Origin of the sequence: Streptomyces sp. R44, from assembly GCF_041053105.1 — a bacterium.
In the GTDB taxonomy this organism is placed as follows: Bacteria; Actinomycetota; Actinomycetes; order Streptomycetales; family Streptomycetaceae; genus Streptomyces.
In genome coordinates this window covers 4466431-4481665 of record NZ_CP163444.1, presented here as the reverse complement: position 1 = coordinate 4481665, position 15235 = coordinate 4466431, and the positions used below count along the sequence as shown (strand labels likewise).

The 15235-nt window shown below is 70.2% G+C and carries 15 protein-coding genes and 2 tRNA genes; 12 read left to right on the top strand and 5 right to left on the bottom strand.

Annotated elements, in window-relative coordinates:
* The first annotated feature begins 101 nt into the window (after nt 1-101).
* Both AB5J54_RS20770 and AB5J54_RS20765 read left to right on the top strand, forming a co-directional pair.
* Nucleotides 102-1010, top strand: a complete 909-nt coding sequence (locus tag AB5J54_RS20770; protein ID WP_369145407.1) for a hypothetical protein — start codon at nt 102-104, stop codon at nt 1008-1010.
* A gap of 1288 nt (nt 1011-2298) precedes the next feature.
* Entirely contained in the window at nt 2299-2484 is a 186-nt protein-coding gene (locus AB5J54_RS20765) for a hypothetical protein (protein ID WP_159312662.1), read from the top strand.
* On the opposite strand, the gene AB5J54_RS20760 is transcribed toward AB5J54_RS20765, so the two are convergent.
* Entirely contained in the window at nt 2453-2866 is a 414-nt protein-coding gene (locus AB5J54_RS20760; RefSeq protein WP_369145406.1) for a GntR family transcriptional regulator, read from the bottom strand. The genes AB5J54_RS20765 and AB5J54_RS20760 overlap by 32 nt on opposite strands.
* Nucleotides 2867-3054: 188 nt before the next feature.
* Between AB5J54_RS20760 and AB5J54_RS20755 the strand changes: the two genes are divergently transcribed.
* The 8 genes from AB5J54_RS20755 to xerC all read left to right on the top strand — a co-directional run bounded on the left by AB5J54_RS20755 (nt 3055) and on the right by xerC (nt 9039).
* Complete coding sequence (locus AB5J54_RS20755) at nt 3055-3414, top strand: hypothetical protein (protein ID WP_159312660.1); 360 nt, start codon at nt 3055-3057, stop codon at nt 3412-3414.
* A complete protein-coding gene (locus AB5J54_RS20750; protein ID WP_159312659.1) occupies nt 3411-3620 on the top strand; it encodes a hypothetical protein in 210 nt (69 codons plus the stop codon). Before AB5J54_RS20755 ends, AB5J54_RS20750 begins: the two co-directional genes overlap by 4 nt.
* A complete protein-coding gene (locus tag AB5J54_RS20745) occupies nt 3617-5038 on the top strand; it encodes a cell division protein FtsK (protein WP_159312658.1) in 1422 nt (473 codons plus the stop codon). Before AB5J54_RS20750 ends, AB5J54_RS20745 begins: the two co-directional genes overlap by 4 nt.
* A gap of 1 nt (nt 5039) precedes the next feature.
* The gene (locus AB5J54_RS20740; protein ID WP_369145405.1) at nt 5040-5225 is read left to right on the top strand and encodes a hypothetical protein; all 186 of its coding nucleotides are present in this window, start codon (nt 5040-5042) and stop codon (nt 5223-5225) included.
* Between the two features lie 46 nt (nt 5226-5271).
* On the top strand, nt 5272-5982 hold the full coding sequence (locus AB5J54_RS20735; RefSeq protein ID WP_369145404.1) for a DUF2637 domain-containing protein: 711 nt from the start codon (nt 5272-5274) through the stop codon (nt 5980-5982).
* A gap of 146 nt (nt 5983-6128) precedes the next feature.
* The gene (locus AB5J54_RS20730) at nt 6129-7616 is read left to right on the top strand and encodes a replication initiator (RefSeq protein WP_369145403.1); all 1488 of its coding nucleotides are present in this window, start codon (nt 6129-6131) and stop codon (nt 7614-7616) included.
* Nucleotides 7613-7795 (top strand): helix-turn-helix domain-containing protein, encoded by a 183-nt coding sequence (locus AB5J54_RS20725; protein WP_369145402.1) that lies wholly within the window; start codon nt 7613-7615, stop codon nt 7793-7795. The genes AB5J54_RS20730 and AB5J54_RS20725 overlap by 4 nt, the downstream gene beginning before the upstream one ends.
* A complete protein-coding gene (gene xerC, locus AB5J54_RS20720; RefSeq protein ID WP_369145401.1) occupies nt 7795-9039 on the top strand; it encodes a tyrosine recombinase XerC in 1245 nt (414 codons plus the stop codon). The genes AB5J54_RS20725 and xerC overlap by 1 nt, the downstream gene beginning before the upstream one ends.
* A gap of 117 nt (nt 9040-9156) precedes the next feature.
* Here the strand turns inward: xerC and AB5J54_RS20715 are convergent, their stop codons facing one another.
* The 4 genes from AB5J54_RS20715 to AB5J54_RS20700 form a co-directional block, all read right to left on the bottom strand.
* On the bottom strand, nt 9157-9333 hold the full coding sequence (locus tag AB5J54_RS20715; protein ID WP_366697423.1) for a hypothetical protein: 177 nt from the start codon (nt 9331-9333) through the stop codon (nt 9157-9159).
* 5 nt (nt 9334-9338) lie between these two features.
* Nucleotides 9339-9578 carry a DUF2188 domain-containing protein gene (locus AB5J54_RS20710; RefSeq protein ID WP_369145400.1) on the bottom strand — a complete coding sequence of 80 codons (240 nt, stop codon included), beginning with the start codon at nt 9576-9578 and terminating at the stop codon, nt 9339-9341.
* Between the two features lie 512 nt (nt 9579-10090).
* Nucleotides 10091-10163: transfer RNA gene (locus AB5J54_RS20705), tRNA-Arg, on the bottom strand.
* 321 nt (nt 10164-10484) lie between these two features.
* Nucleotides 10485-10575 (bottom strand) — tRNA-Ser (locus AB5J54_RS20700).
* A 236-nt stretch (nt 10576-10811) separates the two neighbouring features.
* On the opposite strand from AB5J54_RS20700, the gene AB5J54_RS20695 reads away from it, so the two are divergent.
* Together AB5J54_RS20695 and AB5J54_RS20690 are read left to right on the top strand one after the other, a co-directional pair.
* A complete protein-coding gene (locus AB5J54_RS20695) occupies nt 10812-11237 on the top strand; it encodes an SSI family serine proteinase inhibitor (protein WP_369145399.1) in 426 nt (141 codons plus the stop codon).
* A gap of 114 nt (nt 11238-11351) precedes the next feature.
* The gene (locus AB5J54_RS20690; RefSeq protein ID WP_369145398.1) at nt 11352-15209 is read left to right on the top strand and encodes a PAS domain-containing protein; all 3858 of its coding nucleotides are present in this window, start codon (nt 11352-11354) and stop codon (nt 15207-15209) included.
* Nucleotides 15210-15235 lie beyond the last annotated feature (26 nt).

Here is a 15235-nt window from a genome sequence, read left to right as displayed (position 1 = left end):
ATCGTCGGGAGATCCTGCCCGACAAAATCGGGGGTGTTCTCCGGACGACCGGGACGGTGCTGAACGAGGGCTTGCGAGATAGTGGCCGTATGGCATTCGGCATGGGGTTCGGTGAGATCGAGATGGACCTCACCGAGACCGGCGTCACCCTGCGGAATCTCTACGGGTGGCCGGGGTGGGTGATAGAGGTCGACATCGACTGGTCGACCTGGAGCGCGCGCACCGTCCGGGACATCCCGCCTCCTCGGACCCGGAGCAACGCCCGGCGACCGACCGACGACCCCGAACTGGTCCGGCGCATCAGGAAGGCGGCTGAGGCGGCCAAGGAACTCCCCCGCAGCTCGATCTGGGTGGTCTCCCTGGCCCTTCCAACACCGCACAAGAAGAAGACGGACGGTGTGCAGTTGCGGGCCGCCACCATCGGCACGATGTACAACTACGCGCTCAAGCTTGGCCTCTCCCCGAAGCGCGCTATCTCGGAGGTCTACGACCTCCCTCTGGTGGAAGCCGAGGGTGAGCGTGCGCAGCCCTCCCGCAAATACGAGCGCTGGATCGAGCAGGCCCGTAAGACCACCAACCCAGAAACCGGCAGGCCGTACCTCCAGCCCTACATCAGCGAGCTTCACGCCCCCAGGCTGTGGCCGATCGGCCGCGGACACCCACTGGAGCCGCGCCGCGCGCAGCCAGCGATTCCCGAGCCCGTCCGAGAAGGACGGTACGCCGGCCGCGTCCTGACCTTGAGGGTGTCGAGAACGGCCCCGCCGGACTGGGCGGTCCAAGAGGCTCGGGAACGAGGATCCCGGATGATCGGCCCGGACCTGGTCATCGAAGGGTCCTGGTCCAACGGCGAGGAATCGCCGCCACTTCCCGTGTTGCGGGGCGTCAGCCCGGGGGAGACCCCCCGCCGGGTGCAGAGCCTGGTCAAGGAGCTGGAGGGGCGCTATCCCGGGGCGAAGGTCACCGCTACGGTCAGCGCCCAGGCGATGGGACAGCCTCCCGGAGCGGACTGATCGCGGCGTAGGACCGGATCCCAGTCGTACTGCGGAAGGGCGTGCTCGACTGCACTGGAGGACCGCTACTGCCCGGCGTGTGCCACGAAGCGCGAGCCCCTACAGCCGACCCATGCCGTTGGCGACCTCAGCCACAGAAAATCAGCCACGACGGCGGGTGCGCCGAACAAGCACCCGCCACGTGTGCCTCCAGCAACCCCCCACCGGCCCCAGCCACGCTTCCCCAATCCGTTACGGTCTCGGCCACGTTGCAGCCTGAGCGCTGTCACCAGCCCCGCCTGACGGATGGACAGCAGGCCAGCCACCGGGAACAGCTGGTGGGGCGGCAATCCGCAGTGACCGATGCGGACTTGGCGAGCGCCTCGCTCCTGCCAGCCGTGCTCGCCGTGGGACGGCTGGCGGGATTCTTCGCAGGTCTGGCTGCCCGCTCCTCGGGCTTTTGCGGCGCGAGCGGGCGGGGGCCGTCGCAGGCGGTGGCGGAGACATGGAGCCAGCGGCGGCCTGGGGCCGCCGCGCCGCGCGGCCCGCGCCAGCGGGCCGCCTTGATCCAGTAAAGAAACTTTGGACAGCTCACCCCTTCGGCCGCTTCGGCTAGCAGGGAGTGAGCTGTTTTGCCACGTTTCACCCGGTACTCATAGCGATAGCCCGTTTCGCACCCGTCTGTTTGCGAGATCGGCAGAATCTATCCACAGGGTGACTGGCGCATGGTTGGGGCCTGCGGAAAAGCGGGCGGCGCACCTGACCTATATGGAGCAGGTCACAAGAGGCGTCGTCACACCGGAGGGCTTTTCCGTACCTGTAGGAAGCGAGGGGGTCGCTCGTCGCGGCGAAGGTGTCCGCTTTCGGTGATCTGCTTCGCGCGCTCCGGAAGACCCGGAGGCGCTAGGTACAGAAGGGGCTAGAAGTGAACGGCGTCACATCGATTGCAGGTCACACGCGACCCGAAAAACCGACCTCTATGGGTGCCTCTCAAGACGGGGCGGCGAAACATAGCCGACGATCGCCGGTTACCCAAACCGGCGTTTCTCCAGACCCTTGATGCACTACCCGGACGGCTGGAAGGACGAGCGTCATGAGCGCACAGAAAAGGCGCGGTCCCGTGTGGCGGAACGCGAAGGAAGGTTTCTGCCCGCCCGGCGGGAGCGCTGAGTCGGGGCTCTCGCACCTGTCCGGTCCGGTCGGTAGACCTGACTCAACAGCCGCGTTGACGGCTTGCCGAGCGGCACGGGCAAGCCCTCATCCGGTGGCGGATGACCGCTGGGCAAGCCTTCGGGCAAGCCCCCGGCGGTTGGCTGATCTCGACATGCAACAACGGCACGACAGCGAACGGGTGGAAATGAACGAGCACGAGGCAGCACTGATAGCGGTGAAGCTCAAGGAAGTTGAAGACAAGGTGGCGCGGCTCGAAGATTTGGCACGCCGGCTGCTCGAAAGCGGTCGCGCTACTTCTTCGGCGGCTTCTTCGCCTCAGTGACGCCACCGAGCTGCCCGAAGACCTGGAACAGAGCGTCCAGCCTGGCATTTATGGCATCCAGCCGTTCGGACAGTTCAACGTATTCCCGCGTGGGCATCTGCCCGCCGGTTGCGACCTCGGGAGCGCCGGCCTTCGGGTCGGCCTCCGGCAGGGGGTCAGCGACGAAATTGCCCCGGCCGGGCATGGTGTTGATCAGCCCTTCGTCGCGCAACATGCGCAGGGCGGATCGCGCGGTCATGTTCGCGATCTCGTAGGTCGCCTCTAGGTCGCGAGACGAAGGGACTCGCTCACCCGGCTTGAGCCGGCCGGACCGAATCTGCCGCCGCAGCTCCTCGGCGACCAAGCGGTATGGCGGGGTGTCGGAGTCCTTGGGCAGCTTCATAGCCCGAGGGTAGCGGGCCTGGCCCGTCTACCGCAGTAAGACCCTGTTGCACCTCCTCGTTTTCCCAGAGGCTCACCCCAACCTAGGCGCGATGTGCGCTAAGCGCTTGACGCACTCTTGGCGGGTAGTGCACCGTTGATCTCGCTTCGCCACCCCGGTGGAGCACCTACCGAAGGGACGTAACACCCATGGCTCGTATCCGTGTTGGCCTGCTCCCGTCCTCGTCGTTCATGACCGGCAACCTCCCGGTGCCGAAGTACGCGGACGCCGAGAAGACCCAGTTCGCCGTGGACCGGGAGACCGGCGCGAAGCTGTTCACGATCACCCTCTTCTTCATGGAAGAGGACCGCGCAGAGGCGATGAAGATCACCGTTCCGGAGACCGGCCTCCCGAACGGCCTCAAGCCGGGTGTGCCGGTCATGCCGGTGGAGCTGTTCGCCACGCCGTGGGCCCGGATCTTCAACGGATCGCTCTCGGACGGCATCGCCTACCGCGCGGAGCGCCTGAACCTGGTCGGTGTCCCGGAGTCGGCCGCAGAGGCGGCGTGAGCAGCACTGCTTTCCGGTCCGGCGTCGAGCGCAGTTACCCACTGCCTTGCGCCGGGCCGGATGCCCGGATCAGTGACTCCCTCATCAACTCGGTGGCAGCCGTGCTCGTCGGCTACGGCTTCCCCCGCCTCACCGCCTCGGATCGGGCGGCCCTCGAAACGGCTCTCGCGGCCTTTCTCTACGACTTTCAGGAGAGCAACACATGAAGGACAACGACCCGACCGGAGGGGCCTTCGGCTACGGCACCCTGGTGGTCGGCATGGCGCTGGCCGTGCTGGTCGGCTGGTCGGTGTGGTGGGTGGTGCGCTACCTGCGGGCCGATGCCATGACCCGGCGTTCCATCCGGCAGGCCGTGCGCGTGCGGCGGACCTGGAAGCGGCTCGCGCAGATGCTGAAGCTGTGCGCCACGGACAAGATGCCGACCCCGCTGGCCTCGCTGTCGAACTCGGACGGCAAGCCGCCCAAGCCCCGCGTCCTGGTCCCCGCTCTGAAGGTCACGCATGACGAGTACGGGGTGATCGCACAGGCGACCTGTCTGCCGGGCGTTGGCCTGGCGGAGTTCCAGAAGGCCACTCCCTATCTGGCGGATGCGTGGCGCATGGCCCGCGTGTCCGCGCTGCCGGGAGACAAGCCGGGGCAGGTGACCCTGCGCGGGGTGCGGGTGGATCCGCTGATCGTGCCGACCGTTCACGAGCCCACCGGCCGCCCGCCGGAGGAGTACGCGGTGTGGGAACTGGGGGTGGACGAGTACGGCATGCCCGTGGTCGTGCCCCTGAAGGAGGTCCCCGGGGTGGCCATGGGCGGCCTTCCGGGCTTCGGGAAGACGTCATGCGTGAACCGGCTGGTGTGCGACTGGGCACCTTCGCCGGCCATCCAGTTCGTCTTCTTCGATGGCAAGGTCTCCCACGCCTATGAGGGCGACTACGCCGACCTCGTGCAGCGGGCCTTCGAGTTCTGCGGGGACGACCTGGAGGAGGCCAACAAGAAGCTGAAGGAGCTGGTGGAGCTGCGCCGTGCCCGCTCCGCGAGCATCCGCCGCGTGCTGGGCGTGAAGAACATGTGGCACGTCGGTCCCTCGGAAGACTGGCCGCTGATCGTCGTCATCATCGACGAGGCCCACACCTACTTCCGCGACCACAAGGGCTCCGACCCGGCCACCAAGAAGCTGGCCGCGCTCGCGGCGGAGAACGCCCGCCTGGTGGAGGACCTGGTGAAGAAGGGCCGCTCGGTCGGATTCATGACCTTCCTGACCACGCAGAAGACCACCGGAGACGCGATCCCCACCTTCATCCGCGACGTGTGCCCGGTCGGGCTGTCGTTCGCGCAGAAGACCGCTGATGCCGCCGTGGCCGCGCTCGGTGACGACATCCGCGAATGGCCCGACGCCAGCCCGGTCACCCTTCAGGACCCCGCCTACGTCGGCGTCGCGGTCATGTCCCAGCACGGCCGCCCCGGCTTCATCCGCATCCGCACCCCTTACGTCGCTGACCGAGACGCCACCAGCGTCGCCGAAGCCACCGCCCACCTCGTGCAGCACCCGGCCCGGCTCCTGGAGGACCTGACCGGACGGACGGTCGTGGACCTCACCAAGGAGGACCCCGAACCCCCCGCCATGGCGGCCTGACATGCGCCGACACATGAGGATCTACATCTGCCACATGCGCAAGGCCATCACCGCCGGAGACCTCGACCGCGCCGCGCGAATCGGCATCGCCGCCTACCGCGTCGCCAACGCCCACGAACGGCGGGTCCTGGAAACCTACCTCGGCCCGAGCGTCGCCCGCCGGGCCGGCCTCGCCCCCACGCCCTGACCACCCACCGGTTCCCCACCAACACCCGAAAGGAGGTGAACTCCCCATGTCTGAGGACCGGATCACCCAGCGCACCGTGACCGTGGTCATGGGCATCATCGCCGCCCTGGCGTTCGTCTTCTCCTTCGGCAACGTCTGGGCCCTGGCCCTGCGCCTGGGCGTCCCCGCCCCCATCGCGCCCCTCATCGCCCCCATGGTCGACCTGTCCGTGGTCGGGCTCCTGGTCGCCCTGCGCTACCTCTCCCTGCGCGGCGTCCCGTCCGAGCAGATGAAGGCGGCCACGCGTCTCATGCACGTTTCCGGACTGCTGACCTTGGCCCTCAACATCGCCGAGCCCATCGCCGCCCAGCACTACGGCCGCGCCGCTGTCGACGCGGTGGCCCCGGTGCTGCTCCTCGGCTGGGGAGCGGTCGGCCCACAGCTCCTGCGCTCCTTCCACACGGTCGGCACCGATGCCGCCGACCAGGCTCCCGCTGACGACACGGAACCGGCTCACGAGCCCGCCCCGGCCTCCGTCGCTACGGAACCCGCCCCGTCGCCTGCGGCCCCGGCCCCAGTCACCGCCCCGGCTCCCGTGGCGCCGGCCCCAGCCGTGTCTGCGCCTGCGGTCAAGGTGCCTGAGCCGCTGCTGACCGAAGCGCGCTCCATCGCCGCGTCCCATCACACCGAACACGGCGAACCCATCTCCGCGGACCAGCTCAAGAGGCGACTCGGCATCGGCCTGCCCATGGCCACTGCCCTCCACGCCGCCCTGTAGCGCCGTCCCCTCCGCCGGCCTTCCCGACGCTTCCCGCCCTCGCCCGCCCCTGGGCCGACCCGTCATGCCTGCGGGCAGCAGTCCGAGCGCTGATCACTGCTGCCCGCAGGCCCCACCCTCGCGCCAGAAGGGAGACCCCGCCACTCATGCGCCGCCACCTCGACCTGCGCCACATCATCAGCCCCAGCCTGCGGGACCTGATCGAACTGGCCAACACCCATGACTTTGACCGCGTGCAGCAGCAGGTCCGCGACCTGCGCGGCTGCACCAGCCCCGTCAACCTCTACGGCTGGACCATCACCACCGACCCGGCCACCAAAGAAGTGGTCCGCGCCTACCGCTCCGAAGATGAACCGTCCGGACGCCTGCTGACCACCTGCGGCAATCGCCGCTCCTCCCGCTGCCCCGCCTGCTCCCGTGTCTACGCCGCCGACACCTACCACCTGATCAAGGCCGGACTGTCCGGTGGCAAGAACGTCGCTGAGACCGTCCGCGACCATCCCCGTGCCTTCGTCACCCTCACTGCCCCCTCCTTCGGCCCCGTCCACAACCGCCCCACCGCCAAGGGAGGACAGCCCCGCCCGTGCGCCTGCGGTGACACCCACGCCGAAGACGCCCCCGAACTCGGCACTCCGCTGAACCCGGCCACCTACGACTACTCCGGAGCCGTGCTCTGGAACGCCCACGCCGGGCAGCTCTGGGCGCGCTTCACCACCTACATGCGTCGCGCCCTGGCCGAACACCTCGGCATGACGCAGAAGGCGCTGAACGACTCCCTGCGTATCTCCTTCGCCAAGGTCGCCGAATACCAAAAGCGCGGCCTGGTCCACTTCCACGCCGTGATCCGCTTCGACGGGCCCGCCGGCCACACCGCGCCGCCCCCACCCTGGGCCACCTTTGCCGCCCTGAGCGCCGCCGTGGGCCTGGCCGTCGAGCGTGCCCGGCTTACCGTCGAGTCCGACGCCATCGGTGAACGCGTCATCGCCTGGGGCCGCCGGTTCAAGGTCGACCCCATCACCGCGCTGGGCGACGGCGAACTCACCGACGCTCGCGTTGCCGAGTACACCGACGCCAAGGTCGCCGGATACGTCGCCAAGTACGCCACCAAGAACGCCGAAGGCACGGGCACCGTGGACCGCACCCTGATGTGCCGCCCCTGCACCGGACGCGGCTACGTACGCGGCCCAGACGGCTTCCACGACGTGTGCGCCGACTGCGACGGCACCGGACAGGCCGAACCCATCAAGGACCTGCCCATCCAGCAGCACGTACGGCAGATGATCCGTACGGCCTGGGCCCTCGGCCACCTTCCGGAGTTCGCCCACCTCAAGCTCTGGAAGTGGGCCCACATGCTCGGCTTCCGCGGCCACTTCTCCAGCAAGTCCCGCGCCTACTCCACCACCCTCGGCGCCCTCCGCGACGTACGCCGCGCCTGGCGACTGGCCAAGGCGGAAGCCGCCCGCACGCGCGCCGGCCTTCCCGCCACTGCCGAGAGCACCACGCTCGTCACCACCTCCTCCTGGACCTACCTCAGCAGCGGCTACCGCCCCGGCGAAGAACTCCTCGCCGCCCAGGTCCGCCACGACATAGCCCACACCACACGTCTCAAGCACGAAGGGCTGGTGCCTGCATGACGACCGCCGTACTCACCGTGGACCAGGTCGCCGAGCGTCTCGGCATCAGCCGCTGGAAGGTCCACAACCTGATCCGCTCGCGCGAACTCGCCTCCTTCAAGATCGGCCGCTGCCGCCGCATCAGCGAAGCCGCGCTGGACGCCTACGTATCCCTCCGCACGGAACAGGAAGCAGCCTGATGGCCAAGCCGAAGAAGAACCCCAACAACGAGGGCACCATCTACCAGCGCAAGGATGGCCGTTGGGAGGGCAGTGCATACGTCCTCACGACAGACGGCACGTACAAGCGCCGCAGTGTCTACGGCAAGACCTGGGACGAGGCGCACGAGAAGCTGACCAAGCTCAAGGCCGACTCGCTCAGCGGCCTTCCGGTGGCCACGAACAAGATGACGATCGCCGAGTACCTGGCGTACTGGCTGGCGAGCGTAGCCAAGACCAAGGTCCGCCCCACGACCTACGTCAATTACGAATCCCTCGTCCGGAACTACGTCACCCCGGAGTTCGGGAAGAAGAAGTTGGTCCGGCTCACCGCCCGTGACATCCGCGCCTTCCTCATGAAGACGGCGGCCACCTGCCAGTGCTGTGCACAGGGGAAGGACAAGAAGCGGCCGGATCACAAGCGGCGCTGCTGCGCCCTCGGCAAGTGCTGCAAGAAGCTCCCCTCGGACCGGACCGTGCGCTTCCTGCTGGTGATCATGCGCGCTGCCCTCCAGCACGCCGTGCGGGAGGACGAGCTGCCCCGCAACGTGGCCCGGAACGTGGAGCTGAGCATGGGCACCAAGCGCGAGATCGAACCGCTCACCGCCGCGGAAGGGCGTCGGCTCCTGACGGCGGCCCGGGACAACCGACTCTGGGCCGCGTACGAGCTGGCGGTCCGTATCGGGCTCCGGCGGGGTGAGCTGCTGGGCCTGCGCTGGTCGGACGTGGATCTTCTCGACGGGGTTCTGACCGTCCGGCAGGCTCTTCAGCGTGTGGGCGGCGAGCTGCTGATCGTCGCGCCGAAGACCCAGCGCTCGGCCCGGCGCGTGGCGCTGCCGGCCGAATGCGTGACCGCGCTCCGTGCCCAGCGCGTCCAGCAGATCGCCGACCAGAAGGCCGCGGGTCACAACTGGAAGGGGACGGGGAAGGGCCTCGTCTTCACGACGAAGAACGGGACCCCTATCGAGCCGCGCAATCTAAACCGGTCCTTCGAGGCCCTGTCCGTCCGCGCCGGCGTCCGCAAGGTCCGCTTCCACGACCTGCGCCACACGTGCGCGTCCCTGCTCCACGAACAGGGTGCCGATGCCCGCATGATCATGGAGGTTCTGGGCCACAGCTCGATCCGCGTGACCATGGACATCTACACCTTCGTGCGGCTGGACTCCCAGCGCTCCGCCTTCGACCGCCTCGGCCAAGCCCTACGGAAGGACGATGACATGAAGTGAGTGAGTGGATGGAGGCGAAACCGAGGCCCTCACTGGAATCCATTGTGGTTTCGCACATCCCGAGTCGGAGCCCTCACCGCGTTGGCGAGGGCTCCGACTCAGCACGGCCTACCTGAGTCAGCCGCTGATCAGGTCAATCGTCTCCACCCGAGCGGACCGGATTCTGAGCGTCACGACGATGTCACCGTCGCCATCGACCGTGTAGAAGTCGATGAAGTCGCCAACGGTCTTGAAGCCGGCGGCTTCAACCTCACGCTGTTCGCTGAAGTCCTTGTTGATCACGTACTTGCCCATCGCGATCAGCCCTTCGACTTCTTCGGGTCACTCCCCGGCGGAACGGTGTTCTGCTCCCGCACCTGGCCGTTCTTGCCGCGAACGCGAAGCTCTCCGCCGCCGTCGTTGGCCAGGATCTCTTTGGCACGAGCGACTGCCGCTGCCTGAGTCGGCAGGACCGCACTGGCTCTCTCGGCCCCAGGCTTCGTCACCGCCCAGCCATCGTCTCGCTTGGACACATCCCGGGTGTTGGGCCGGTCTGCCATGGCACATCCGTTTCCGGAGCCGGACGCGCCGGGCTGCCCATCTTGGAGGAACCAAGAGAGGGCGATAAGGTCCCAAGGCGCGACCAACGCATCAGGCCCCATTGCCGTGCGCCCAACCCCAAGTTGGGCCCCGGATGGGGCCTGTTTTGGTTTGGCGGATCAAGTGAAGCACCCCGGATGACCCGTCAGCAAGCAAGACACCCCAACATGCGCCATGGAGTACGTCAGAGCACCACAACATCTTGTGTTTCCGGCAGAGCCCAACACCAGAGTACCGACACCCACCGACAACCCGGATGGCCCAGTAGGGCCGCCCCGGGCTCAACAACGCCGGAGCCTTGCCGATCACGGGCGCCGTAAACGAGGGGAGGGAGTCCACATGACGCCGACCGGCGGATCACCCCTCACTCCGCGAGGGGACCGGCGCGATCGGAACGGTTGCCGTCAATCACTGCCGTCACGACATACGACAGAGGCCCTCAGGATCTCTCCTGAGGGCCTCTGGCCTGCTGTGCACTCGGCAGGATTCGAACCTGCAACCTTCTGATCCGTAGTCAGATGCTCTATCCGTTAAGCTACGAGTGCTTGTTTTTAGTTTTTGTCTCCGTTCCCCCGGCCCTTTCGGCCCGCTGTCCCGGCGACAGGAAGAACATTACATGAGTCCCGCCGTCATGTGAAATCCATTCCCCCCACCCCTTGTGACCTGCGAAAACGCCAGGATGGGGGCGCGGCGAGGGGTGAGGGGCGGGCTGGCGCCGACCCCGCGTGCGGGGTGAAAAAGCGGGGAAAGAGACCGGGGTCACACCTTCGGGGCTCGGAGGTGGAAGTCGGCCGGGGAGCTCGGCCGTGGAGTGGTCCGGGAACGGCCGAAGCCCCGGCCTTGGAGGCCGGGGCTTCGGTGTGGGGCGGAGGCGGAGGGATTTGAACCCTCGATGGGCTTTAAGACCCAAACCGCATTAGCAGTGCGGCGCCATAGACCGGACTAGGCGACGCCTCCATGCACCTCGCGCATACGCGGGTGGTGCGTGCAGATGATGACACAGGCGAACCGGCTGTCACCAATCGATTCTCACCGTACTAGTCCTCCGGGGTCCAGAGCAAAGCCCTGCCCGACCGAGTCCGCCCCTCCCGGCGCACCCCGGTTGCGCAACGCCGGGGCGCCCGGAGCGTTAGAGGGGGCGGGCGCGCTGTGCACCCGCGCCCGTCGTACTCCCCGTGCTTCTGGAGATCCGCATGCTGCGCAGTCTCGTCCTCTCGACCCTCGCCACCGCCGCCGTCGGGACCGCCGGCCTCGGCCCGCTTCCGCCGCTGAACCTGTTCTCGTCGCCCGAGACGCTGACCGTGACGGTCGAGAAGAGCGGCCATCCGGACGCCGACGGCACCTTCGAGCTGACCTGTGGCGACCGCGCCAAGGGCAACCACCCGGCCGCCGAGAACGCCTGCAAGCGCCTGGACCGGCTGGCGGAGGAAGGCGGTGACCCGTTCCTGCCCGTCCCCCAGGACCAGATGTGTACGCAGGTCTACGGCGGGCCCGCGCTCGCCCACGTCACCGGCACCTGGCAGGGCCGCAAGGTCGACGCCCGCTTCTCCCGGGCAAATGGGTGCGAGATCGACCGCTGGCAGAATCTGGAGCCGCTGCTTCCCCTTGTCCGGGGATGACGGCCGGAGGCTCCCTTAGACTCCCCTCAGTGACAGGCTGCGGCCCGAGGGGCAAGATGGGGCCGGCCGGCCGATAGGCAAGCACGTGCAGTGCGTCAGGGAGGAAGCGTCGTCGTGAGCAGCAGGCCATCCCGAGGCGCTGCTCGCCTCGCAGCCATACTCGACGCCCTCCCCGACGGCCTCGTGCTCGTCAACTGCAACGGCACGGTCGTCAACGCCAACACGATCGCCCTCGGCATGTTCGAGACGCCCGGCACCGCGCTCGTCGGGCGCGGGCTGCTCGATCTGCTGCCGAGCTTCGACTCGCGCCTCATCCCGGGCTCCATGCGCCGCCCCGAGGGCGCCGACGAGCGGGGCCGTACCAAGCCCGCGAGGATGATCGCCCGCCGTACGGACGGCAGCGAGTTCGCCGTCGAGGTGACCAGCGCCAGCCTGGAGGACGGCCGCGAGGCCTACGACTCGTACGGCGGCTACACCGGCGACGAACTGCTCATGCTCGTCGTGCGGGACCTCACCGGCACCCTCGACACCGAGGCCGAACTCGCCCGCTCGCAGCGCCAGACCGAGATGATCCTGCGCGCCGCGGCCGAGGGCGTCGTCGGCACCGACACCGAGGGCCGGGTCGTCCTCGTGAACCCCGCCGCCGCGCAGATCCTCGGCCACCGCGCCGGCGAGCTCGGCGGCCAGCTGCTGCACCCGCTGATCCTCGCCAAGCGCGCCGACGGCGAGCCCTTCCCGTACGAGGAGTCCCCGCTCGCCGACACCCTCAAGTCCGGGCGCAAGCACCGGGTCCGGGGCCAGGTCCTGTGGTCGAAGAAGGGCGAGCGGGTCCCGGTCGACCTGACGACCGCTCCGGTACGCGACGGGGACCAGCTCGTCGGCGCGGTGATGACCTTCACCGACCGCAGGCCGTACGAGCAGCTCGTCGAGGAACACGCCGCCGAGCTCACCCAGCTCGCCGAGCGGCACGCGACGGAGCTCGCCGACCGGGCCGAGCGGCACGCCGCCGAGCGCGAGACCCAGGCGGAGAAGTACGCCTCCCTCGCCGCCCGCCACGAGCAGCTGACCGCCGTCCTCGCCGAGTCGCTGCGCGGCCCCCTGGACGAGCTCCGCACCCAGCTGGGCACCCTCGCCGCCGACGACGCCGGGCAACTGTGGCCCGAGGCCAACCAGGTCCTGCACCACCTCGCCGCCGGGTACGCCCGGATGACGGCCCTCGTCGACAACGTCCTCGGCTACCAGCGCCTCGACGCCGGTGCCGAGGAGCTCGACAAGGCCGTGGTGCTGCTCGACGGGATCGTGGCCGGCGGCATCGACGGCGCCGTCGAGCTCATCGGGCCCGGCCGCGCCCAGTTCGCCGTGCACGCGCCGCCCATCGAGGCCGAGGTCGACGCGGCCCGCCTGACGACCGCGCTCGCCCATCTCGTCGCCGACGTCGCCGGCGTCGACGCGACCGGCAAGAGCAAGGCCGAGCGGACCCCGAGCGACTCCACGATCGTCGTCGCGGCCGCCCAGCGCGGTGACGTCGTACGGATCGAGGTCCGCGGCCCGTACGCGGGCGGCGACCCCGTGCACGGGCCCGTCGTGCGCGGCATCGTGGCGGCGCACGGCGGCGTCGTGCAGACCCACGAGGTACCGGGGACGAGCGGCGGCGCGTACGTCCTCGAGGTGCCGCTCGGCGCGGGCCGGGGCACGGTCCCCTCTCCGCCGCGGAACGACGCACCCTCCGGCGGCCGCGAGGCCCTCGCCCTCCCGGCCCAGGCCTCGGGCCCGAACCCGGGCCATGACCGGGGCCCGAACCCGGGCCTGACCCCGGGAACGGACACGGGGACGGACCTGGGGACGGCCTCGGGGACGGACACGGGGGCAGGCACGGCGACGGCCATGGGCACGGCCGCTGGGCTCGGCCTCGCCGCCGGCCCCGTCCCGGCCTCCGTCTCCGGTCCGGTGCCTGTCTCCGGTGCTGTGCCCGTTCCCGGTGCCTCCTCCGGTCCCGTTCCGGGCTCCGGGCATGTCCCCGCCGACTCGGCATCCGTCGTCGCTCCCGGTGGGACCCCCGGTGCCGCCATCGCCCTCGACCCCGCCCCCGAGGCCTCCGGTGGCGGGCGGCGGCGGGCTCGGCGGGGGTCCACCGATGCCTTCCTGGAGAGTGCCGTCGCGCCCGAGGGCGAGGTGCCGGGCGGTGCCGAGCCGAGCGGGCGTCGCCGTGCCCGTACGGGAGAGGCCGCCGAGCTGATCCCCGCCCAGCAGAACGCCGCCGTCGACGCCCCCGTCGAGCCCACCGGGCGCCGTCGGGGCCGGCCCGCCGAAGGCTCCGTCGTGACGGCCGCCGAGGGCGCGCAGGGGCGTGCCGCGCTCGGCGCCGCCGTGCCGCCGCAGGGCGTCGCCGTCGAGCCGAACGGGGCTCCCGCCCTGGCCCGCGCCCTGCCAGCCGTCGCCTCCGAAGAGGCTCCGGCGCAGCCGAGCGGGCGCCGTCGGCGCGCGCTGGCCGCCGCGCAGGAGCGGGCCGCCGCGGCCGAGGCCGGGCCCCGTACGCCGTTCGCGCTGCCGCCCGCCGATGCCGACCGTGATCCCGGGACGGCCGTGCCCGGTCCGCTGCCCGTCTCCGACGAGGGACAGCACGAGGCCGTACGAGGTGTCCCGGGCGACGGCCACACGCCGCCGCAGGCCCACCCGCAGGCCCATCCGCAGGCCCATCCGCAGGCCGCGTCCCCGGTCGAGCCGACCGGGCGGCGCCGGGCCGTGGCGGTCCCGCAGCCGGAGGTCGCGTCGCGGCCGACGCCCCAGTCCGCGCCCCAGCCCGTGCCGCAGAACAACACGGGTTCCGGCACCGGTTCCGTACCGCTGCCTCCCGAGCTGCCGATGCCGGCGGCCGTGTCGAAGGACTCGACCCAGGGGCGGGCGTTCAGCGTCCGTACCCTCGGGCAGGGCGTTCCGTTCGTCCCGCCGGCCCCGGCCCCGGCGCCCGCTCCGGCCGCGCCCGCCGGGCCTTCCCACGGCTCCGGGCGGCGGCGCAGGCTCGCCACTCCGCCCGAGCTCGACCCGCCGGCCGCGGCGGTCGAGGCCCGGCCGCATCCGCAGCCGACCGCCCCGGCCCCCTCGCCGCACGACACCCCGGCCGAGGGCCGCGCGTACGCCATAGGAGCGCCCGCCGAGGGCTCCGCCGAGGGGCCCGAGCCGCTCGACGGTCCCGGCGGCGCGGTCGAGGTCGCCAACCGGCCCGCCCCGCGTCCCGTCGACGACGAGCTGCCCCCGGAGCCCCTCGACAACCCGCGCCGGCTGCTCGTCTGGCCCGCGCCCGACGTCACCACCCAGCAGGCGCTGAGCGACCGCGGCTACCGGCCGGTGATCGTGCACTCCCGCGAGGAGGTCGACGCGCAGATCGCCGCCTTCCCGGCCGCGCTCTTCGTCGACCCGCTGACCGGGCCCATCACCCGTACGGCCCTGCAGTCGCTGCGTCAGGCGGCCGTCGCCGCCGAGGTGCCGGTGCTGCTCGCGGCCGGGCTCGGGCAGGCGACGCGGGAGGCGGCGTACGGCGCCGATCCGGCCGTACTCCTCAAGGCGCTCGCGCCCCGCGACAGCGAGCAGCACCCCTCGCGGGTCCTGCTGATCGAGGAGAACGAGACGATCGCGGAGGCGCTCGCGGCCACCCTGGAGCGGCGCGGGATGCAGGTCGCGCAGGCGGAGACGGACACCGAGGCGGTCATGCTGGCCACCCAGACCCGGCCGAACCTGGTGGTGATGGACCTGATGCAGGTGCGCCGACGCCGGGCCGGGATCATCGACTGGCTGCGCGCGAACGGCCAGTTGAACCGCACTCCGCTCGTCGTCTACACCTCGGCCGACCTGGTCGAGGAGGAGCTGCCGAAGCTGGAGTCCGGCGAGACGGTCCTGTTCCTCGCCGAGCGCTCGAACAGCGCCGAGGTGCAGGCGCGGATCGTCGACCTGCTCGCGAAGATCGGCACCAACTAGCCCCCTCGGGCGAGTTGGTGCCGGCC